The sequence below is a fragment of the Microbulbifer agarilyticus genome, assembly GCF_019800665.1.
Lineage (GTDB): Bacteria > Pseudomonadota > Gammaproteobacteria > Pseudomonadales > Cellvibrionaceae > Microbulbifer > Microbulbifer agarilyticus_C.
The window spans coordinates 97052-120524 of sequence record NZ_JAHVKO010000003.1 but is presented as its reverse complement, the minus strand read 5'-3'; the positions used below and the strand labels follow the sequence as shown (position 1 = coordinate 120524).

At 54.9% G+C, this 23473-nt stretch carries 7 protein-coding genes and 2 tRNA genes; 3 read left to right on the top strand and 6 right to left on the bottom strand.

From position 1 onward, the window contains the following. Positions 1–244 precede the first annotated feature (244 nt). Complete coding sequence (rlmB, locus tag KUV22_RS06205; RefSeq protein ID WP_222229424.1) at positions 245–1003, bottom strand: 23S rRNA (guanosine(2251)-2'-O)-methyltransferase RlmB; 759 nt, start codon at positions 1001–1003, stop codon at positions 245–247. A 3-nt stretch (positions 1004–1006) separates the two neighbouring features. Continuing rightward, positions 1007–3931 carry a ribonuclease R gene (gene rnr / locus KUV22_RS06200; protein ID WP_261319236.1) on the bottom strand — a complete coding sequence of 975 codons (2925 nt, stop codon included), beginning with the start codon at positions 3929–3931 and terminating at the stop codon, positions 1007–1009. Between the two features lie 393 nt (positions 3932–4324). Between rnr and KUV22_RS06195 the strand changes: the two genes are divergently transcribed. Then, positions 4325–4411 (top strand) — tRNA-Leu (locus KUV22_RS06195). Between the two features lie 131 nt (positions 4412–4542). Here the strand turns inward: KUV22_RS06195 and ppc are convergent. Then, positions 4543–7200 carry a phosphoenolpyruvate carboxylase gene (gene ppc, locus KUV22_RS06190; RefSeq protein ID WP_222229422.1) on the bottom strand — a complete coding sequence of 886 codons (2658 nt, stop codon included), beginning with the start codon at positions 7198–7200 and terminating at the stop codon, positions 4543–4545. 220 nt (positions 7201–7420) lie between these two features. Between ppc and KUV22_RS06185 the strand changes: the two genes are divergently transcribed. Beyond that, a tRNA-Leu gene (locus tag KUV22_RS06185) sits at positions 7421–7507 on the top strand. A gap of 84 nt (positions 7508–7591) precedes the next feature. Here the strand turns inward: KUV22_RS06185 and KUV22_RS06180 are convergent. From KUV22_RS06180 to KUV22_RS06170, 3 genes are all read right to left on the bottom strand, one after another. After that, the gene (locus KUV22_RS06180; RefSeq protein ID WP_222229420.1) at positions 7592–17575 is read right to left on the bottom strand and encodes a filamentous hemagglutinin N-terminal domain-containing protein; all 9984 of its coding nucleotides are present in this window, start codon (positions 17573–17575) and stop codon (positions 7592–7594) included. A 60-nt stretch (positions 17576–17635) separates the two neighbouring features. After that, positions 17636–19501 (bottom strand): ShlB/FhaC/HecB family hemolysin secretion/activation protein, encoded by a 1866-nt coding sequence (locus KUV22_RS06175; RefSeq protein WP_315857512.1) that lies wholly within the window; start codon positions 19499–19501, stop codon positions 17636–17638. A 230-nt stretch (positions 19502–19731) separates the two neighbouring features. Beyond that, on the bottom strand, positions 19732–22350 hold the full coding sequence (locus tag KUV22_RS06170; protein ID WP_222229416.1) for a bifunctional serine/threonine-protein kinase/formylglycine-generating enzyme family protein: 2619 nt from the start codon (positions 22348–22350) through the stop codon (positions 19732–19734). A 583-nt stretch (positions 22351–22933) separates the two neighbouring features. Here KUV22_RS06170 and KUV22_RS06165 point away from each other — a divergent pair. After that, complete coding sequence (locus tag KUV22_RS06165) at positions 22934–23422, top strand: Hcp family type VI secretion system effector (protein ID WP_077399851.1); 489 nt, start codon at positions 22934–22936, stop codon at positions 23420–23422. Positions 23423–23473 lie beyond the last annotated feature (51 nt).

Genomic DNA, 23473 nt, shown 5'->3' with positions numbered 1-23473 from the left:
CCTTTACCTCGCGTCATCAAAAGCAATCAATGGAGCGGAAAGACAAGGAAATTAAAGCAGGCTATTTGCGCAAAGAGCGGAAAAACTGCGCAAAGCAGGTCTCAAAACCTCAGGGCGATGCGCGAAGAAGCGACAGGTTTCTACCCACAGGCGCGAGAGTACGCATCAGAAGTGATCAGAAGCAGGGAATAGCGAGGAGACCAAAGCAACAACCTCCCCGCCAATGAAAATATCGGTGACAACCTTAATTTGCCCGACGCTGTCGAACGGCCTCAAACAGGCAAACACCTGTGGCAACGGAAACGTTCAGGCTGCTGACCTCACCCGCCATGGGGATTTTGATCAGGTGATCGCAGTTTTCCCGCGTCAAACGACGCAAGCCAGGGCCTTCGGCACCCATCACCAGCGCTAACGGCCCGGTCAGAGAAGACTGGTACACATCCTGCTCTGCCTCACCGGCAGCGCCGTAGATCCACACACCGGCTTGCTGCAACATTTGCAGTGTGCGCGCCAGGTTGGTAACGGTAACAAACGGCAACACTTCGGCGGCACCGCAGGCCACCTTGCGCGCCGTCGGCGTGAGTCCCGCGGCTTTATCCTTGGGCGCAATGACGGCATGCACGCCGGCCGCATCCGCGGAGCGCAGGCAGGCGCCCAGATTGTGCGGGTCGGTAACCCCATCGAGGATCAACAGGAAAGGCGCTTCGCCATTGGTGTCCAGGTCTTTCAGCAAAGACTTCAGGAACTGCTCATCATAAATCTTGGTATCACCCACACAGATGGCCACCGCGCCCTGGTGATTACCTTCATCGGCAACTTTTTCATCCAGCGCACGGCGATCCACGAAGCGAATTACGATTTCGTTCTGTTCCGCCTGACGAATAATTTTCTGCAGTTTTTGATCGCGACGGCCGCGCAACAGCAGTAGCTCCTGCACCTGCTGGGGCGAGCTTTTTAACAGAGCCTGCACCGCGTGCAGGCCATAAACCAATTGCTGAGCCACGACTTATTTCTTCCCGCCTGATTTCTTCGCCAGTTTTTTCTTCAGCTTCTTTTTCGCTGCCTTCTTGGCCGCACGCTGTGCCGACTCGGCCTTTTCCGCCTTCTGCGCGGCTTTACGCGCCGCTACCGCCGGACGCTTGCCACCTTTACGGGGTGGTGTTTTCTTCGGGCGACGCTTCTTCGGCGCAGCCTCTTCGCCGGCTTCCGTTTCGGTAGCGATTTCTTTTGATGGCGGCACTACCTCGGCGTCGTCGCTGCCCACCTTGCGCTTGCGAATCGGGCGCGGCTCATCTTCAACGTTTTCGGTACGCTTGGATTTCAGCCCACCGCCCCAGGGGCTCGCCTTTTCCGCCTCTTTGCTGAAGTCGTGTTTACCACGACGTTGGCGCTCGGCCTGAAACTCCACGGCCATTTCCATGGCGCGGCCACTGACCTGGGTGGACTCCTCTCCGAAACGGGACTTTTTCACCGCTTTCTTCGCCTTGCTTTTCACACTTGGCGCCGATGTCGGCTCATCGGTAACACTGTACTTCACGGACTGCTTATCAACCTTACTGTCATCTTGCTTGCGGGATTTTTTGTCGGACATTTTGCCCGCCTTCTTATCGGCCTTTTTATCGGCTTTAGGCTTGCGATACTTGGGGGTCTGGTAGCTGGGACGCGGGTGCAATTCGACAAAGGTAAAATCGACCTTGCGCTCCTCAAGATCCACACGCGCCACCTGCACCGTGACCCCATCACCCAGGTGGAAACGGGTTCCGCTACGCTCACCAACAAGGCGCTGTTGCGCTTGTTCGAAGTGGTAGTAGTCCTTTGGCAGTGCGGTGACATGGATCAGACCTTCCACATACAGGTCTTCCAGTTCCACGAACAGGCCAAAGCCGGTTACCGCACTGATTACACCGCGATACACCTCACCCACATGATCCTGTAAATATTCACACTTGAGCCAGCTGACCACGTCGCGAGTTGCGTCGTCGGCACGGCGCTCGGTCATCGAGCAGTGCTCACCCAATTCCACCATGGCAACGGCGGTATACGGCAAAATCTGCTCGCGCTCCATTACCTGGGCACCGGGTGCCTGGCGCACTTTCTTTGCCACCGCTGCCGGATTGGCGCTGCCATTGCGCACCAGCCAGCGCAGCCCGCGGTGCAGCAGCAGATCCGGGTAACGACGAATCGGCGAGGTGAAATGTGCGTAAGCGCGATAATCGAGCCCGAAGTGACCGCGATTCTCCGGCTGATACACCGCCTGGTTCATCGAGCGCAGCAACATGGTCTGGATAATGTGGAAATCCGGGCGACCATCTGCCTGCGAAAGCAATTCCTGATAGTGGCTTGGCTGGGGCTCGCTCCCTCCTTCAAGACGCAAGCCCAGCTCGCCCAGGTATTCGCGCAGGTTTTCCAGCCGCTCCTGTTTGGGAATGTCGTGCACGCGGTACAGCGCGGGCAACTCCGCCAGCTCCATCAGCTCGGCCGCACACACGTTGGCGGCGAGCATGCACTCTTCGATCATCTTGTGTGCGTCGTTGCGCTGCACCGGCACAATGCGCTCGATCTTGCGCGCTGGGTCGAAAATAATCCGCGTTTCTGTGGTTTCGAAATCGATGGCACCGCGGCGATCGCGCGCACCGCGCAGCGCGCCGTACAGGTCGTGCAGGTTGTCGATGTGTGGCGTAAGCGCGGCAAACTGCTTGCGAATACCACTGTCGCGGTTATCCCGCTCCTCAACCATTTCTCCAACCTGGGTATAGGTAAAGCGCGCGTGGCTGCGCATCAGGCCTTCGAAGAACTGGAAGTTGAGGATATTGCCCGACGGATCGATGTGCATTTCGCACACCATACACAGGCGATCCACATGCGGATTCAGTGAGCACAAACCGTTGGAGAGTTTCTCCGGCAACATCGGCACAACAAAGTCGGGGAAATACACCGAGTTGCCGCGCTGATGGGCTTCCTGGTCCAGCGCAGTATTGATCTGCACGTAATGGGATACATCGGCAATGGCAACCAGCAGTTTCCAATTGCCATCTGGCAACAATTCACAGTAGACGGCATCGTCAAAATCCCGCGCGTCTTCACCGTCGATGGTGACCAGCGGCAGCTGGCGCAGATCGATGCGCGCCGCCTTGTCTTCTTCCCGTACCTCGTCGGCGATGGTGTCGGTTTGCGTCAGCACCGCCGCGGGCCAGCTATGGGGAATACCGTAGTTACGAATGGCAACGTCGATTTCCATCCCCGGGGCAAGATGGTCGCCGAGGATTTCCGCAACCTCACCCTGCGGCAAATTATTGCGGCCCGGCTGGGTGGTGATATTCACCACCACATACTGACCACTTTGCGCATCGGCACACTTGCCTTCCGCTACAAGTACGTCGAGGGTCATGCGCGGGTTATCCGGGCGCACAAAGCAAACGCCGTCTTCGCGGTACAGGCGTCCGGCCAGCTGCTGGGTGTTGTGCTTGATTACCCGCACCACCGCGCCTTCGCGCTTGCCACGGAAACCTCCGGGGGTTTCTCGTGCCAGCACTTCGTCGCCATCAAAAACTTTGCGCATCTGACGGTGGGACAGGAACAGGTCGTCGCTGCCGTCGCCCGCGGACACAAAGCCGAAACCGTCGCGGTGACCGATTACGCGACCGCGCACCAAGCTCATTTTATCGAGCACGCCGAAGTCCCCAGCGCGGTTGCTGGCGATCTGTCCGTCGCGACTCATGGCAATCAAACGACGACGCACACCCTCGCGGCGATCTTCATCGTCGATCGAGAGCAGGTCCGCTACCGTTTCCCAGGCTACCGGGCCCGGCTGCTGCTCCAGCACATCGAGAAGAAACTCGCGGCTGGGAACGGGTTTTTCGTATTTCTCCGCCTCGCGCTCGGCATAAGGATCATCCGAGATGGCAGAGGGGTTGGTTTTGTCTTGATTCAAATCTGCTTCCAATGTTCTGCATTTAAGCACGCGCTCTGCGCGGCCCCGGAATCGTCCGGCGCAGGAAGGTAAGTGGGTGCAACTGCCAGGTCTCGGTGGAGGCCTGCCGGGGATTTACTCCCAGGCATGAGGTTCACGGGCAAGAGTCCAAGGTGAGCATTTGGAGTGGCGAATGCCGGAAGCGGCACAGGGCCACTGAAATCGTTGCACATTGCCGCGATTATAAGCGATTTGCGGACCAATTCCCCCGTTGATTTGGAATATCCGTCCGGATGTGTGTACCGAGAGAGACTGAGTGGACAAAAAAGGGCACAAACCGCGCCGCAAAAAGCGTTGACACCCCCAAGGCAAATCACTATAGTGCGCGTCCTCAACGGAGCACACCGTTGAATTGCCCAGGTGGCGGAATTGGTAGACGCGCTAGCTTCAGGTGCTAGTGACCGCAAGGTCGTGGAAGTTCAAGTCTTCTCCTGGGCACCATCTTTAAAAAAGGGGCCAACTCGCAAGAGTTGGCCCCTTTTTGTTTTCCGCCACTTCGAAATCACATCACTGTCGACTCGAAGACCAGTGGAGTTGCCGCTAGCGGCAGCAACTCCACAACAGCCACACAATTAACCGGTATTACGCATACCTGCCGCAATACCCGCAATCGTCACCATCAGTGCGCTTTCCAACACCGGATCTTCCTCACGGGTACGCAGACGCGCCATCAATTCTGCCTGCAGCAAGTGCAGCGGATCGGTATAAGGGTCGCGCACGCGGATGGACCAGCGCATCACCGGGTTGTTATCCAGCAAACTTTCGCGGCCAGTTAATTCACTCAGGGCCGCGACGGTGCGCGCCAGACGGCTGCGCAGCTCGACACCGAGGCGCTGCAGCTCAGGGTCGTCGGTAAGGCGCTCTTCGTACCACAGGGCCACGCGGGTGTCGGACTTGGCCAGTACCATTTCCAGCATATCCACCACGGTCTGGAAGAAGGGCCACTGCTCGCTCATGGTACGCAGCGTATCCGGTGCATTTTCCAGGCCGGTTTCCAGTGCCGCGCCAGTACCCAGCCAGGCCGGCAGCATCAGGCGCATCTGGGTCCAGGCAAATACCCACGGAATTGCGCGCAGGGTTTCCACCCCACCCCCGGGCTTGCGGCGCGCCGGGCGACTGCCCAGCGCCAGACGGCTGAGCTCGGTTTCCGGAGTAACGGTACGCAGATAGGACACCAGTGCCGGATCGTCGCGCACCACTTCGCGATACGCCCCCACCGAGGCCTGAGTCAGCCGATCCATCTCCGCGCGCCATTCCGGGCGCGGCTCTGCCGGCGGCAGCAGCGTCGCCTCCAAAGTTGCAGCGATATATTGCTCCAGGTTGTAGGCGGCAACCGATGGGCGCCCGTATTTGAAGCGAATCATTTCTCCCTGCTCGGTCACGCGAATGCGCCCGGCAACAGAGCCCGGCGGCTGCGACATCAGCGCCATGCGGGTGGGGGAGCCACCGCGGGATATGGAGCCGCCGCGACCGTGGAACAGGGTCAACGGAATCCCGTGCTCCTTGAATATACGGGTGAGCGCTTCCTGCGCACGGAACTGCGCCCAGGCGGCACCTAGGAAGCCCGCATCCTTGGCGGAATCGGAATAGCCGATCATCACTTCCTGGCCCGCCTTAACCCGCTCGCGGTAGAAAGGGATTTCCAACAGCGCATGCATGGTGTCGAACGCATTGTTCAAGTCGTCCAGTGTCTCGAACAGCGGCACCACACGCATGGGCTCACGCACGCCGGCTATTTTTTGCAGCAACATAACCGCGAGCACATCGGAGGAAGTGCGAGCCATGGAAATGACGTAGGCACCCAGCCCCTCTGAACCCTGCTCCGCAATTACCTTGCAGGTATCGAGTACCTCGCGCACCTCATCGGTACAGAACTCACTTTGGTAGAAGGCGCCGTTGATCAGCGGGCGGCGACTTTCCAATTCTTCCAGCAGGAACTTCTGCTTTACCTTCTCGCCCCATTCGGCGTAACTGCCGAGATCGAGAAAGCGGGTGATGGCATCAATCGCCATGGCATGGCGGGTGGACTCCTGGCGAATATCCAGCTTCAACAGGGTGATGCCAAAACCGTTGAGGCGACGCAGCGTATCTTTCAGCTGCCCATCGGCGATGGCCGCCAGCCCCACTTCGCGCAGCGAGCGGTCGATCAGGCTTAAAGGCTCATACAGCTCGTCGCTTGAGGTATACACCTCCCCTTTCGGCTCCGCCGCACCGTTTACACGCGCTTCCATCAATTCACGGGTGTTGCGCAGGCGATCGCGCACCGCACGCAACAGCAGCCGGTACGGCTCATGGCTCGGTCCGGTGTGTGCCAGCAGCTCTTCACTGGCGCGGTGCATGGAGAGGTCCGCGAGCAGGTTTTCCACATCGCGCAGATACAGATCGGCCGCCATCCAGCGCGCCAGGTTCAGGACCCGGCGCGTAACCTTGGCGGTGACATTGGGGTTACCGTCTCGGTCACCCCCCATCCAGGATGCAAAGCGAATGGGAACCCAATCTGCGGGCAACGGCTCAATACCGGCGAGCGCCAGTTCGTCTTCAATTTCGCGCATGCCCTGGGGGACGGCCTGCCACAGGGACTGCTCGATGGTGGCGAAGCCCCACTTGGCCTCATCGACCGGCGTCGGGCGCTCGCGGCGGATTTCATCGGTGCACCAGGCAGACAACATCTGCTCGCCCAACAGGCGACGCAGGCGCTCGGCCTCCTCCGGCGTGCAATCCGGGCGATCGAGGCCGGTCAACAGGTCCGCCATCTGGTCGTATTTACGAATCAGGGTACGGCGCGTTACCTCGGTCGGGTGCGCGGTTAGTACCAGCTCCACGGACAAATCTGACAGCACCTGGCGAACCTGGTCGGGGGCTACGTTGGACTTCTTCAGCTCTTCCAATACCTGACGCAGGCCGCGGTCGGTATCCGGATCACCGGGGAAGCGTTCGTGCTGGCGACGCAGGCGCTCGCGGTGGCGCAACTCGGCAATATTGGCGAGGTTCAGGAACTGGCTAAAGGCGCGAGCCACTTCCAGCAGGGTCTCATCATCCAATGGATCCAGCAGCTCTCGTAATTTACCTACAGGCATTTCACCCTGGCCGCGACTCTCTACCGCGACCTGGCGAATGGTCTCCACGGTATCGAACAATGCTTCGCCAGCCTGGCCGCGCAATACGGTTCCCAGCTCTTCGCCGAGAAGGCGAACATCTTCCCGCAACGGTGCATTTTGATCTTGATCCATGGAATATCTCCCCCTGACGGATTACTTTCTGGAATGCATTCTCCCATACTTCCGCCCAGATTTTGATGCCGCGGACTAAATTCTTGTAATTTAACTACAAGAAAATACAACAAACCCCGCCTTCAGGTAGGCATCACAGGATTCACCGGTCACACCTGACAATTGACACCCCGCCAAAAACGGCTATAGTGCGCAGCCTCAACGGCGCATAGCGCTGTTTGCCCAGGTGGCGGAATTGGTAGACGCGCTAGCTTCAGGTGCTAGTGACCGCAAGGTCGTGGAAGTTCAAGTCTTCTCCTGGGCACCATCTTTAAAAAAGGGGCCGACTCGCAAGAGTCGGCCCCTTTTTGTTTTCTGCTCCTTGTTTTGCGCTTCGGGAAGCGGGTAACGACTAGCGACCACCTACCACACTGGCGCTACCCGCAGCCATTGCACTCTCCAGCAACGGAGGTGGCAGCATGGCATTCTCCTGCTGCGCAGCATCCGGAGCGCCAATTTTCCGATTTAACGCCGCGCCCCTCTCACGCTGTTCACGCTTCTCACGTTGCTCGTCATCCTCTTCAGGATCGCCCATTGGCAAAAGCTCACCGCCATGCAAACGCACTTCCGGCAGGTTCAATGCATCGATGCCAAGACTGTAAGGGGTTACCTCGCTGAAAATCCCCGGATCCAACTGGGCAATATCATCCACGGGGTTTTGAATAGCCGACTTCAAGCCCTGCGCAGTCTGCGCACCGGCAACAGACTCCAATTGGTCCCCGGTGGCGGTGAACTCTGGCTGGCTGCCAACAAAGGCCGGCTCAAAATAACTCAGTGCAACAATATCCACCGACTGGCTGGCATCCATACGCAGCGGATTAATCTCGGTACCGATGCTGCCCCAGCGCTGTAGGTCGCTACCCAGTTGAATGGTCGCGGCCGTAATATGTGTGTCGCCGAAGGTTTCCGCAGTCAGTGAGCCAAAGTTTGCACTGGTCAGTGAAACGCTGCCGCGACCGACGTCAACCTGGTCGATCAGCAGGTCTTCATTGGCGACGATTGACACATTGATATCGGTACCGCCAGAACTAAGGTACAGCGACTGCACATCGGCCTCGATGTCCAGATCCCCCGCAAGGTTAAATTCGACATTCTCCGCCAGCAACGAACCGCCGATGGTTTCGCGACTCGCACTGGTCAGAGACAAGTCACCTGCCGGGTCATACTCCAGTGTCATACCTGCGGCACCAAAGTTAATGCCTGCCCCCGAATCAGCTACGGTGAAATCCAACTGCTGATTGGACACAAGGCTCAGGCCACCGGCGGTATCTGCCAGCTGCTCAAAACCGCTGAATAAGAAATTGCCAACGGCATTTTGCGCTGTGGATTCGCCATTGATCTGCCAGCTTTGCTCGGTGAGAAACACTTCCAAGCGGTCACTGCCAGCACCTGCGGACAACACGGTAGGTTCGCTGCCGCTGAGCAGCTGTACCAGGTCATCGCCGGCGCCCAGTACCAAGCTATCCAGCAAAGTGCCGCTCATATAAACAACATCATTGCCCGCGCCGGTACTTACCGTGGTAAAGGCACCGCCTTCAAGATGGAAAGTATCTGCTGCGGCACCAGCCACAACATGCTCGAAGCCACTGAAAGCAACGGCAAACTGCTCGTTAGAAACCGTGTTGCCGCCATCACCAAGCGTCCACGAGAGTATTGCGTCCATACCGTAAAGAGTGTCACTGCCACTGCCTGCGACTATCGACTCCACACCTGTGAAGCTCACTCCCCCCATGGTCAGGCGTGCGGGGCCGGACAATGCATACCCCGCAGAAAGGTCCGGACCGCTATAGATGCCGGTATCGCTAACCTGCTCCAGATTTTCGAAGATTACTGAGATGCTATCGAGCTGCGCCACCGCAGAATTTTCGATCACAGCAGAATCCTGCGTAGCGGAGGTCCAACGTCCATTGCCACCGGTGACGATGTCCTCACCTCCTGCGGTGTCCACACGGCTAATACCGGTAAACACGGTTCCTGCCACCGTCATATCACCGGAAGCATTCAGAACAAGCTTCTCACTGCCGTCGGTGCCCACAAGGGTATCGTTACCGCCACTTCCGGCGACGGATTCAATACCACTAAATTCGACACCTCCAACCTGCACGCCGCCATCCAGCCCGGTCAGGACAAACTCTTCATCACCGCCGGTACCGCCCAGGCCGGCGTTTTGCGCCACAACCTGATCGACACCAGCAAAGAGAACACCATTGGCTGTTACCGAGCCCGAAGCATCCACCTGCCAATTGCTGGTGGCACTGGCGATCTGGTCGCCCGCTTCGTTACCAGAAATAACCTCAGAAACACTTTCAAACAGGATGTCCAGCACACTGAGCGTATTACCGTCGGCACTTAATTCATAAGTTTCGACAATGCTGTTCTGGGAACCATCTACCAGCGCAGATTCTGTGGCCACCACTTCGATCCCGGAAAACGCGATATCGGAAATCGCCGCACTGCCATCGGCATCACCCAATACCCAGTTGCCTGCGGACGCACTACTCACACTGTCGGCTCCGGTTCCGGCGACAACACTGTTAACACCACTAAACGCAATACTGTCGACCCGCAGCGTTCCATCCGCCGCTACCGCGAAGAGATTGCCGGAGTCAGCGCCGATCACATGCCCGCTACCATTTTGTGCCAGCTCGACAGCATCAAATGTCATTGAGCTGTGGGACAGGGAACCAGAGCTTCCCAACAACTCCCAGTCGCTATCAGAGAGCCCGACAACCGTATCTTCACCGGCACCTGCACTAATGGTGTTTACATCACTAAAAAGAATACCGCTGGCAGAAAGGGAATTGTTTGCCTGCACGGTGAACGTATCATCACCACTGGTTCCAGTAAGCACATCCGTGCCTGAGACCGTCGTTACCCCGGACACATCAACACCACCACTAACAACAGAACCGCTTCCAACTAGGGAGGCGCCATTCCAAACTTGCAGGTCGGTATCGGGATCTTGCAGACTCAGGGCGCCTATACCGCTAAAGGACACGCCTCCCGTAAACACCGCGCCTTCCCCGACGATTTCCGCACTCGCTTGGCCGGTGATATCAAGTGCAGCGGATGTGCCGGTGAATTGTTCGGCGCCGGTAAAAACAATGCCTTCATGCTGTACATGATTGTCTCCGCCCAATGCATAACCCAAACCAGATCGTGAGATGACTTCATCATTGCCGCCACTGGCATCAACACTGGAAAGCCCACTGAAGGTGATTTCGAAAATGGATAGAGCCCCGCTACCGGACAATTCAAAGGTGTCAGCGCCGGCACTGCCGATAAGCGATTGGGCGACTGCGGACTCAATACCGGTAAATGCGATTTCGCTGGTGTTAAAAGCCCCGCTATTACCGGTCAAAGTAATTGCATTCAGCGCTTCAACACTATCCTCGCCCGAGGCCGCGTCCACACTGCTGACTCCGGTGAAACTCAGATCACCTACGCTGAGAGCATTGTCAGCCATTACCGAGAAAGCATGGCCGGAAGCATCACCTTGAACCCGGCCACTGCCGCCGGCCAGATTCTCTACCCGTGTTAGTGATAGGCCACCATGATTAACTTGGGCAACATCGGAAGTGAGCAACCAGTCCTCAGCCGCTGCGCTGTTGAAACTATCCTCCCCCCCGGCACCGTCCAGTGAAGTGACACCGCTAAAACGCACAGTGTCTGCAGTCACAGTACCGTCACCCTCAAGGCTAAATTGTTCCGCACCGTCGGTACCGGTGAGACTGGCTACCTCGACAGATTCTATGCCGCTAAAAAGTAAACCATCGGCACTCAATACGTCTGCGGTGGATGTCAACGTGAGGCCGCTGGCAAATTCTGTAGCATCGAGGGTATCGCTACCCGCCTCACCCAGTACCTGCAACATGCCGCTGACAGTCAACAGGCCTACACTCAAACTGCCATCACTGTTCAGAGTGAATGTATCGGCAAAGTCGCTCCCTACCAAGTTGGCATCCTGAGTCAGCAATATTTCGACATTGTCGAATGTGACCCCGTTATTTACTGCGCTGCTTTCGCTTAGCAACAACCAGTCCTGACCACTCAGGCCTGTGACAGTATCGTTGCCAGCCCGTGCATCAACAAAAGTAGAAGAGCCAACTTCCACCCCATTGACCGTCACGTTACCCGCATCGGTAAACGCCAGCAGGTCATCACCGTCTGTGGCCTCTACTAGTTCGGCGAGAATTCTTCCTATGTCGTAGAATCTGATGTCGCCAGTGAGGGCATAGCTGACGGTGTTTGCACCATTGCCCTCTTCCAGTAATTGCGTAGTGCCATCCGCTACTAGCGTATTAACTCCATTAATGTCTGTGCCGGCTCCGCTAACTGAAACAAGGCCGGAGACCGACATGCCGGCAGTGGTGATCGTTCCACTGCCGGTTACCGTAAACGTATCGTTACCTCCATGACCAATAAGCTCGGTAACAGAAACGGTAGCGATATCGCTAAAGGTGAAACCTGTTGCGACCTGCAGCGTATTATCGGTACCGGTAAGCAAAAGTGCGTCGCCAAAGCCACTGGCATCTAGATGCTCGCCACTAGTCGCTCCATTGCCATCCACCGCATCGAGCCCGGTAAACGTCATTGCGCTGTAGCCAACGGAAAGATTGTCGGCATCACCGGTCAGAACAAAGGTGTCGTCACCCGTGGTCCCGGTAAGGCCGGCATTTTCGGCAACCAGGTTGGTGAATCCGTGGAAGGCAATCCCGTTATTCGTGGCCGTATCGTTATCGACCAACAGCCAGGCGAGCCCATCGGCGCCATTGACAGTACCGCCGTTGGTGACCGTGACATCGGCAACGCCGTTGATCGACATGGAGAGAACATCGACGGTATCGCTGTCGATCACCGCTACCGTGTTGCCATCGACATCCCCGAGCAGACTGCTCGCCGTGGCGGAATCCAAGCCACTAAAGGTGGCACTACCCGTGCTGACCTCGCCGGCGTTACCGGTAAGCTGCAGGTCTCCACCCAGGTTACTTGCATTCAGGTCTGCATTGGTGCCTGCAAACGACTCGACACCGCTGAATGCAATATCTTCATGTTGAATACTGCCGCCAGCGTTCAACACATAATCTTGGTTTGCGCGAGAGTTGACGATATCACCGCCGCTGCCGGCATTGACCGCAGTCAGTCCGGTAAAGCTGATACCGGCCACATCGAGCGCACCACTTCCGGCAAGCGCGTAAGTGTTCCCGGAGTCTGCGCCATTTAATGTGGTGGCACTCGCGCTGTCGATGCCGGTAAAGGCAATTTCATTTGTAGAGAGTGCACCATCACTGTCGCCGAGTGTCACTGCGGTAATCGCAGCGATGGAGTCCGCTGCTACGGTATCCGCGTTGACACTACTGATACCGGAGAATTGCAGGCTGCCAACATCCAGTGCATTGTCGCCGGTAATGGTAAAACTATGACCGTCACTGTGGCCGGTGAGGGTACCGTTGCCGCCAGACAGAATATTAATATCCTGAACGGCCATAGCGCCGTGATTCACGATGCTGGCGCTGTCAGTAAGCGCCCAGCTGGCACTCGCGGTACTGGCAAAGGTATCCGCACCGCCGCCACCGACCAGGCTGGTGACATCGGTGAAGACGAAGCTAGCACTATCCAGAGTCAGGTTGCCCGAATTATCCAGTGCAAACTGCTCAACACCGCTGGTGCCTGTCAGTGTTGCGACTGCGGCATTGGTAATGTCAACGAAAGTCAGGGTGCCTGCAGTCAACTCGCCGGCCGTGTCGGATAAGGCAAGGCCATCTACATAGGCAGTCGCGGTCAGGCTATCTGTACCACCATTACCATCCACGCGCGTGAGCGCGCTAATCGTGGTTCCGGCAAAGTCGACACTGTCATCGACATTCAGGGTAAAGCTTTCATTACCCGTCGTTCCCAGCAGATCCGCACCGTTCGCGTCCAGCGACGTTAATCCGGTAAAACTGATGCCATCGCTTGCCAGGGTACTGGCATCTTGGATGGCCCAGTCACTACCGCTGCCGATCAGGCTACCAGCGGTAGCTGAATTGATATTGCTGAAGATGAAACCGTTTCCAGCCTGTATGGTATTGGCAATACCGGTAAGCGTGAGCGCATCGGAAAAACTACTGGCGTCCAGTTGATCACCGTTGAGCGCCCCATTACCGTCCACTGATGTCACGCCGGTAAATACCATTGAATTTGAGCCAACGGCGATATTGTCCGCATCGCCACTCAGGCTAAACGTATCGTCGCCCGTGGTACCAACAAGCCCCGCATTTACAGCAACAAGATCGGTAAATCCGTGGAATTCAATTCCGTTGTTGCTGGCCGAATCGGAGTCTACCAAAAGCCATGCGAGCCCATCGGCGCCATTGACAGTACCACCGCTCGTGGCCGTGACATCGGCAACGCCGTCAATTGACATGGAGAGAACATTGACGGTAGTACTGTTGATCACAGACACCTCATTGTTACCAAGGTCCCCGCGCAAACTAGTCGCCGTGGCGGAATCCAAGCCACTAAAGGTGGCAGTACCCGTACGGGCCTCGCCGGCGTTACCGGTAAGCTGCAGATCGCCACTCAGGTTACTTGCATCCAGGTCTGCATTGGTTCCAACAAACGACTCGACGCCGCTAAATGCGATATCTTCATGCTGGATACTGCCGCCAGCATTCACGACATAATCTTGGCCCGCACGAGACTCAACTACATCACTACCGCTACCGGTATTCACCGTGGTCAGCCCAGTGACATCGATCCCCGCGACTTCGAGTGCACCAGCGCCAGCTAACACATAGGTATTGCCAGAATTACTACCGGCCAATACAGCAGTGCTTGCCTGATCAATATTGGAAAAAGTAACGCTACCCGCAACAACTTCACCGTCCATTCCGGATAGTGCGAGGCCATCCGCGAAGCCAGTAGCATTAACCAGGTCGACAGTGGTGGCTCCGTTTCCATCCACGGCATTGAGCCCGGTGAACGTCATTGCGCTGTAGCCAACGGAAAGATTGTCGGCATCACCGGTCAGAACAAAGGTGTCGTCACCCGTGGTCCCGGTAAGGCCGGCATTTTCGGCAACCAGGTTGGTGAATCCGTGGAAGGCAATCCCGTTATTCGTGGCCGTATCGTTATCGACCAACAGCCAGGCGAGCCCATCGGCGCCATTGACAGTACCGCCGTTGGTGACCGTGACATCGGCAACGCCGTTGATCGACATGGAGAGAACATCGACGGTATCGCTGTCGATCACCGCTACCGTGTTGCCATCGACATCCCCGAGCAGACTGCTCGCCGTGGCGGAATCCAAGCCACTAAAGGTGGCACTACCCGTGCTGACCTCGCCGGCGTTACCGGTAAGCTGCAGGTCTCCACCCAGGTTACTTGCATTCAGGTCTGCATTGGTGCCTGCAAACGACTCGACACCGCTGAATGCAATATCTTCATGTTGAATACTGCCGCCAGCGTTCAACACATAATCTTGGTTTGCGCGAGAGTTGACGATATCACCGCCGCTGCCGGCATTGACCGCAGCCAGTCCGGTAAAGCTGATACCGGCCACATCGAGCGCACCACTTCCGGCAAGCGCGTAAGTGTTCCCGGAGTCTGCGCCATTCAATGTGGTGGCACTCGCGCTGTCGATGCCGGTAAAGGCAATTTCATTTGTAGAGAGTGCACCATCACTGTCGCCGAGTGTCACTGCGGTAATCGCAGCGATGGAGTCCGCTGCTACGGTATCCGCGTTGACACTACTGATACCGGAGAATTGCAGGCTGCCAACATCCAGTGCATTGTCGCCGGTAATGGTAAAACTATGACCGTCACTGTGGCCGGTGAGGGTACCGTTGCCGCCAGACAGAATATTAATATCCTGAACGGCCATAGCGCCGTGATTCACGATGCTGGCGCTGTCAGTAAGCGCCCAGCTGGCACTCGCGGTACTGGCAAAGGTATCCGCACCGCCGCCACCGACCAGGCTGGTGACATCGGTGAAGACGAAACTAGCACTATCCAGAGTCAGGTTGCCCGAATTATCCAGTGTAAACTGCTCAACACCGCTGGTGCCTGTCAGTGTTGCGACTGCGGCATTGGTAATGTCAACGAAAGTCAGGGTGCCTGCGGTCAACTCGCCGGCCGTGTCGGATAAGGCAAGGCCATCTACATAGGCAGTCGCGGTCAGGCTATCTGTACCACCATTACCATCCACGCGCGTGAGCGCGCTAATCGTGGTTCCAGCAAAGTCGACACTGCCATCGACATTCAGGATAAAGCTTTCATTACCTGTCGTTCCGAGTAAATCAGCACCGTTCGCGTCCAGCGACGTTAATCCGGTAAAACTGATGCCTTCGCTTGTCAGGGTACTGGCATCTTGGATGGCCCAGTCACTACCACTGCCGACCATGGCATCCGTACCACCAAGGGCATCGACAGCGGTTACACCATCGAAAGTGACGTTTTCGTAAACCACGCCATCGCCGGTCAAGGCAAACGAGTCGTCACCGTCAGAACCATGGAGCGAAAAATCCGTCGCGACAATTCTACTCGCCCCCTGAATGCTGACGCTTTCAACCGCATTAACGACAGCACCATCCGAGCCGATGAAGGTTACCGGATCATCGGCGGGAATCTGGTCATCGATTTCGAAAAGCGCTACTCCCTGAATCTGGGTAACATCAATGCCATAAGTGCCATTAACCACTTCAACCATTATCGTATTGTCAGAGCTGATCTCACCCAGATCGGCAGTCACCAGATCCTGCGGTGCTACTCCTCCCGTATCACTCGTAACACCGAGCGAAAGTTCGAATTCTGTCACATCAACGCTGCCGGCATTAGTAAAACCGTCGACTGCCGACACGCTCAGAATACCTGCCGCATCACCACCAATAACATGGTTGGATTGTCCGTTGCTCTTTTGAGCAACCGATACTGACTGGCTGGCCTCAAGTATCAATTCAGAATTTGTGGTCCAGACAACATCATCATCGATAACAACACTGCCGTTCTCCGCATCCAGGATGAGCTCTGCGTTACTACCTAGAGCAGCCTCAACAACAGCGCCATCTATGTTATCTGCCGAATTATTTTCTACTGTGATAGCGGAGGCGCCAATTCTCCAGCCACCACCAGTAGTCTCCTGTCCAGCGGTGGCAACTGCAATATCTCCGTCCGCGATACCAAGCTGCCCGTCCACTCGCGTGCTAACAGAACCGCCGGAAAAACCGGTCCCATTGCCTATAGCACTAATACTCCCGCCCAGGTTCAAAGCATTGGTTGCCGAAACAAATACCCTACCGCCATCTTCGTTCAGCGTCGCGTCGGCAACCAGCTCACTGGACGCCCCGAGCGTAACAGTATCACCGGAAATACTGATATGATCCGACGATACAGCGCCTGTCGCCGACTCGAGACGACCGTCATTGAGAATACTGCCGCTTACGCCATCACTGGCTGATGACGCGGAAAGCTTGATAGTGCCACCCGCCACATCAATACCACTGGCGGTAATAGTACCGGTATTATTGACTGCATGGGTGAACAGATCATCGGCAACTCTTGCCTCTATGATTACATTTGCGCCTTGAAGAATTCCGTCATTGAGAACAGCAGCATCAAGCCCCAACTCTGACTCGAGCGCCTGAGATTCAACCGCCACAGAAACCAAGCCGTCCTGACCGATAGAAATACTCGCCTGGCCGGCTCCGATCATATTGATCGTCCCCCTTGTGGCGGTTATCGATCCGGTATATTCCGTATCGCCTATCGTATCTTTCAGATTGTGCACGCTATTTCCGATTAGCGTTACGCCCCCTGATTGAGCCGTTATGTTACCCAGGTTCGATACGGAGCCATTCTCCAACACAGTTCCATAATCAACATCGCTGGACTGTTGTAGAACACCATCGCCATCAACATAACTCACGGTACTGGCGAGACCAGAGACCGTTAACGCCGCTACATTTACAGTGGATGATTCAGAGAACATCACGCCGCGCGGATTTATAAGCACCACGTGTCCATCAGAAGACATTGTCCCGAGAATCGAGCTTTCTACATTCAGAACACGATTGATAACTAGATGAGAACTACTGAACTCGCCGTCACCCACTTGTGAAAAATCGAAATGGATACTCTCCCCATTACCAATATCAAAATTATCCCAGTCAATTTCGCCGTACCTAGTTGAAATAGTGACCTTCGTGTCATATGGATCGACGTTATCTTCGACCGTCACCGATTCCGTATGAGCAATAACATCCGCCGTACCTGAAGCGGCAAAAGCGCCCTGACCAGCATACAATCCCAGGCAGACGATTTTTATGGCATTGGAAAGAATATTCTTCTTGGTATTCATAATGTCATTCACTATGGTGCGGAAAGCCTCCGTACTCGACGGATAGCAGCTATCGATTGTTCACTGAAGAAAGTATGAGAAGTCGGCGTAGAGTCTTGGCCCATCGGCATCATCGCCAGTACCGTCAATGGACGACCTCGACATGGTCGGCCAGGCAAGCGAGAATTGACTCGCCCAATTTTCATTCCAACTGAATTTGACCAACACACCGGCACCGGATAAGCCTGCCCAGTCGTTTTTTACGAATGGTTCATAATTCTCGACCACGCCGTAGCCGCCATCAGCAATCAGCGCAACCTGCAACATATCGCTCAGCCGATTCCCGAAAACAATGGGATTGATCGCGTTGGGAAATCCTGGATACCACTCCATCGTCAAGAGACCGGCTTGGTCCGCAGAAAAATCACGCACATCGAAAGCCCGGACGCCGTTAGCGCCACCCAGGGAAAATTGCTCGAAGGCCGGCAACGCTGTCTCACTATACTGCCAGCGGCTTTTAAAAATTAGGCGGGATTGAACATCGGTAAATGGTGTGGGTAAAAACAGCAATGAGCTTGTTTCAGCTGCAAACTTAACAAAATCATTGCCGCGGGCGGGATCAACAAGGGTCTGAAACTCTCCGAACTGCGCTTTCGCATTGATTACATTCAGCATGGGCACACGTCCACCGGACAGTGTATCCATGTAAAATCCTGCCTCGGCACCAATTACATGTTCACCCTCATCCGGTAACGCAATAACGGCACTGATATCCGATTTCTTTTCTGTAGCGGCTATAGATCCGCTGAGATTAAAATCGCGCGAGCGACGGAATTTGTGGTCTACGGTTAAGGCATAACTTTCATTGACACCATTAATGTCCAACAAATTGATAAAGTTATTTGGATCTTCCGCATCATGGAGAACAAACTCATTGTAATCTGCGGAGACTTCCAGTCGCGTACGCGGGCCAAACAACGGCAAACTGTACTTGAACTGCCCCAGGTTAGAGCCGAACTCCGAGTCGAAACTACCACTGCCCACTGAGCGGAGATAACCTACGGTAAGTTCATCCCCGATACCGATGGGATTGAATACGTCGACAGAAGTGAATATCCGGTTGTCACCAGTAAATGTAGAGCCATGGTTATCCATGCGTGTTACAAGGCGCCAACCGCTCTCATCCCGCACTTTCAGGTTCAGGCGGGTTTCTCCGGGGTTGTCTCCCGCAGTAAAATAGCCGGTTACATTAAGCGCGGGAAGGTCATTCAATAGATAAAGGGATTCCTCGACATTTTTGTGATTTACCAGCGCACCTTTCTGACTAGAAAACGCTGCAGCAAGTTGCTCGCTGCCATAGCGCCGGTTATCGTGCACGGAAACCTGGCCCAGCACGCCCTCCTGGATACTGAACACCACCACGCCATCCTTAACCTCCTGTGCAGGAATCTGTACCTGCGCGAGAAACAGCCCCTGTTGGCGATAGAATCGCGTGAGCTCAGCGGCAATATCTTCCAAGTCACCGTACGTGAGACCGCGCTCTGCGTTCTGTCGCTCGACAACACTGACCAGACGGCGTAGTTCGCGTGGCCCGAGGTTTTGTGGTTCAAACCGAGCCCCGATCCCCTCGAGTAACAGCGCGAGTTCTTTTAGTTCATCTATGGTAAAGCCACCGGCCACCATTTGGTCCTCTTGCATGTATTTCACACGCAGAGCTTCTGCCTTTTCCTCTATTACCGAACGCTCGATACCATATTCCGGATACTCCTCCAAACGATGAAAGCGAAACGCCTTTACCGAAATACGCGGCCCCAGGTCGCGCCCAGACACCTCGGGGATATCAGCATCCAGGTTTGGATCACGTGCTTCGCGTGCCCGCCGCTCAAACTCCCTAGCCACATCCTCATCATTGACGTTAGGCACGTCCTGTTCAAAGGCCTGTTGCACGCGACTGCGAAATCCAGAATCGGATTGCTGCGCTTCAGCGGGCAATCCCGCGACCAACACACACGCAATTACGATGCAAAAAAAGTTCTTAACCAAACAAGACACTGATTCCCTCCACCTTCATTTGATACTGGCTCTACTTCCGCGGGATCCCACGCGGTCGCAATCCATGAGCCAAGTAGTCTGTCACTGGCGCTAGACCTTATTCACCTGATCTGTACGCACGCACCCTAACGAACTAAATCACGTACGAGTCGAAAACCAGTCAATCCATCTGCGGATCCATCATGGAATATCTTCGACGTTGCCAAGCAACGGCTCATTGGATCTTGCCGACTACCACCGGCCGCCAGAAGATTGTTGTCCACATCAAAGACCCATTCCTGAACATTACCTACCGCATTGACAATGCCGAATGGATTTGCACTACCTGATCGCGCGGCAACAAGTTCCACCCCTTTCTCAACTCCGCCATAGCGTAAGTAGCAGTTTCTGTCTGCGACTTCTGGCTGTCCGTTCGCGCTCGCCGCCGCAAACCACTCACGCTCACTGGGAAGACGGTACTCACGCCCAGTCTCCCCATTCAGCCAATGGATGTAGGCTTGGGCCTGTGCAAGACTCAAATTCCGAGCGGGTAAGGAGACATTCTCTTCTTCGGTAGAAGAGCAATCGCCAGTCACACGACAAAATTGCGAGACTTCACCAGTACTGACTTCATATTTACCGACCGCAAGCGGACGGCCCGCCCCCCCATTCACAACGACCATCTCGGGTCCTAGGCCACCCGACATAAGTGGATCTGAACAGGAATACCGATCTCCGCGGCCACCGCTGCCAGGGGCTAGATGGGCACAGTAGTCAATATCAAGATTAACCAGCAATGCATCTTGCGGGAGTAGGTTTCTAGCGCTATCCAGTAGGGGTTGTGTATTCGTGGGATTACGCAATGCCAGCTTACCAAAACAGCCCGCTAGCTCTTCACCAATGACTGGGCGCAGTAATTTTGCTTTCGTCGCATCAACTTGCTGCAGAGCACTGAGCGCGTAGCCGATCCGGTCTACGCTAATGTTGAAATCACACTTCAACATTGACTCAAGATCATCAATCACAAGATTGATTTTTTTCTGCTTTTCTTGCGCAACTCTCAACTGCTCTGCACGAGCCACCTCGCGCCTCATCCGCTCAGCTTCGCGCTCAGCCGCTATCCGCTCCTGCTCCAATCTCACCAGCAGGGCTTCCCTCTCCGTCTCAAGCTGACTGCGAATTTCTTCAGCGCCCGGAACCCCCTCATTCCACTGCACAGCACGTGACAGCATCCGCTCAGCGGGCTCGAGATTACCCAGGTTAAGCTGACCAGTGGCCGCAGCGATAAACAGGCCCGAGACACTACGCTTAGTCGATTCTGCAAAAGCTGCATCGGTAGGATTAAGTGCGGAATATTCCTGAAGCTCTATGCGTAGATCCCGCTCCCAGGCCTGATTTAGAACACTGAGCTCTAAAAGGCGACCGATGGTTTCTTTTTTATCAGCGATGCGGCGCTGAACTAATTCGTTTTGAAGCTTCTCTTCCAGCTCTGCCTTTACACGCCGCTGCTCTTCCGCATTTTCTTGTTCGAGATGTGTATATCCCATACCACCAGCAATTAGAGTTGCTGCAAACAAACTACCAAAAGCCCACTTCCAACCGGTTTTCCCAAAGAAACCTTGGACAAAACGCTCAACCGATTCCGTACGCTCCTGCCGACGCAGTGCAAGCGCCGAATCCAAAGCCCGCCATTGACGCCGACTAAGTGTTTTAATGCGCTTCGGTTTGAGCTTCTTCTCAAAAGCTTTATCGGCGGGAACCTTATCGTATGGATGGCGCCCACTAAAAAGTTCATAAGCCACACAACCGAGCGCGAAAACATCATCACTCGGCTGCGGCTCGCCACCCTTGAGCATCTCCAGACTTGCATACGCCGGAGTCAGCGCGCCCAGGGTTCCCGCGTCAAATACGGTTTTTTCTCCCGCCTTACTCGCAACACCACCTTCTGAAACAGCACGCGCAATGCCAAAATCAATAACCTTTGCACCCTTCTTCTCCGTGACAAAGATATTTCCAGGCTTAAAGTCCGAATGCACAATTCGATGAGAGTGTGCGTAAATCAAGGCGTTAGATACATCCTTAAGTAGCAATGCTGCCTTTTGTTTACCCACACCGACTCCAGCGCTTTTACGCAAGAGCTGATCGAGAGGAGCCCCTTCAAGGAACTCCATTGTCATGAATACACGGTCACCTTCCCTGTCGAAGTCATACACCGTAACAATATTCGGGTGTGCCAAGGTTTGAGACTTTCGCGCTTCACGCTGCAAGGAAATAAATGCATCAGGGTGCTGCTGAAAGTCTTCGTTCAGCAGCTTGATCGCCACATACGGGTCGCTGTCGCTCGCCTCAAGTTTGCGGCGATCAAGCGCTTTGTAGACCGCGCCCATACCACCGACTCCGAGCAACTTATCAAGCTCAAACCGGCCTTTGATTACTGTCTTGGTGACTGCGCCTTCGCGGGAACTAGAGGGCTCGAAATGGACCGCTTCATGTGGACGGGGTAAACCATCACTAATGGCCAATCCATCTACGACACGAGTGGCATCAAAACTTTTGGAGCCAGCACTTTCAACCAACGACGATGAGCTGGCTTGCACACTGGAAGATTGTCCCGGGATAGCCCTCTCAAGGCCGGGATTATGGTTCACTTGGGGATGATCATTGGCACCGGTATTGTCATTGCCAACGAATACAGTCACATCAGAATCACCACAAGCGGAAAAATTCTCTGCCGCCCTTTTTACTATGCGGGTCTTGTCATTCACAACCATCTCCCTGGCGCAAATTTACCGGCGCATCCAATCGCCGAGAAGGTACTAGTGAGCGTAAGGCTTCCAGAATTAAAACATTCGGTTACACACGACTTCGCTGACTGCCCCGTGAAAACATACTCGAAGGTCGCGGAGTATATCGAACGCCAACTTAGGCAACAATTAATTAGCGCCAATTCATACTAACCATTGGATTACATTTTCTTACAGCACTACTTTTTGAATATTTATTCTTCGAATTTATACTTTCGTACCATTTTTTCACCAAGAGAAATAGCTCTTGGTACAGTCGCTCCAAAATTGCGCCACAATGAGAAACGAATGAATGAACTGTCCGCACATATATTGATAATAATTCGTGCCAGAGTCATTTTTCTATTCAGTATTTAAATGCTTAACCAGGATTCTGGTTGTTTAGAATTAGTGCCAGAGTCGATTTAATAATTATAAAAATCAGTTTTTTTTCGCTATTTCGTCTGCTTAAATTCTTCTCGACCCCCAATATGGCACCCTGAACTTCCGCCGTCGCGGTGGCAAAGGATTAACCACCCACAGAAATCAAACAAAAGGATTTAGCATGGCTATCTACATGAACTTCAATAACAAAACCCCGGCCGGTAACGTCACCGCAAAAGGCTACGAAGACTGGATTGAAGTAGACAGTTTCAACTTTGGCGTAGGCCGTGGAATCACCATGGAAGCTGGTGCCGTGGCAAACCGCGAAGCTACCCGCCCAAGCCTCAGTGAAGTGACCGTTACCAAGCGTATTGATGCAGCATCCGGCGGCCTATTCAAAACCTCCGTTACCGGGGATGAAGGTGTAAAGGTCGAAATTCACGTTGTCCAAACTGGTGCAAATTCGGTTGAGAAGTTTGCAGTTTATTCACTTGAGGATGTACTCATTTCTTCATACAGCATTGCCGCGTCTGCCGGTGGTGCGCCCATGGAATCAATTTCCCTGAGTTTTGCCAAGATCGAGGCAGACCTCAATCACGCTGATAAAACCAACAAGAACCCGAAAAACATGCGTGTGGGTTACGATCTCACTACAGCCACACCGCTGTAAAACTCACGCATTGCGTGCTCGCCGGGCTTCGCAGACGACTCTGTGGGGCTC

Excerpts from the sequence above, each read along its gene's own strand:
- ppc (WP_222229422.1), bottom strand. The coding sequence starts at position 7,200 with ATGGATCAAGATCAAAATGCACCGTTGCGGGAAGATGTTCGCCTTCTC.
- KUV22_RS06180 (WP_222229420.1), bottom strand. The coding sequence starts at position 17,575 with ATGAATACCAAGAAGAATATTCTTTCCAATGCCATAAAAATCGTCTGC.
- KUV22_RS06165 (WP_077399851.1), top strand. The coding sequence starts at position 22,934 with ATGGCTATCTACATGAACTTCAATAACAAAACCCCGGCCGGTAACGTC.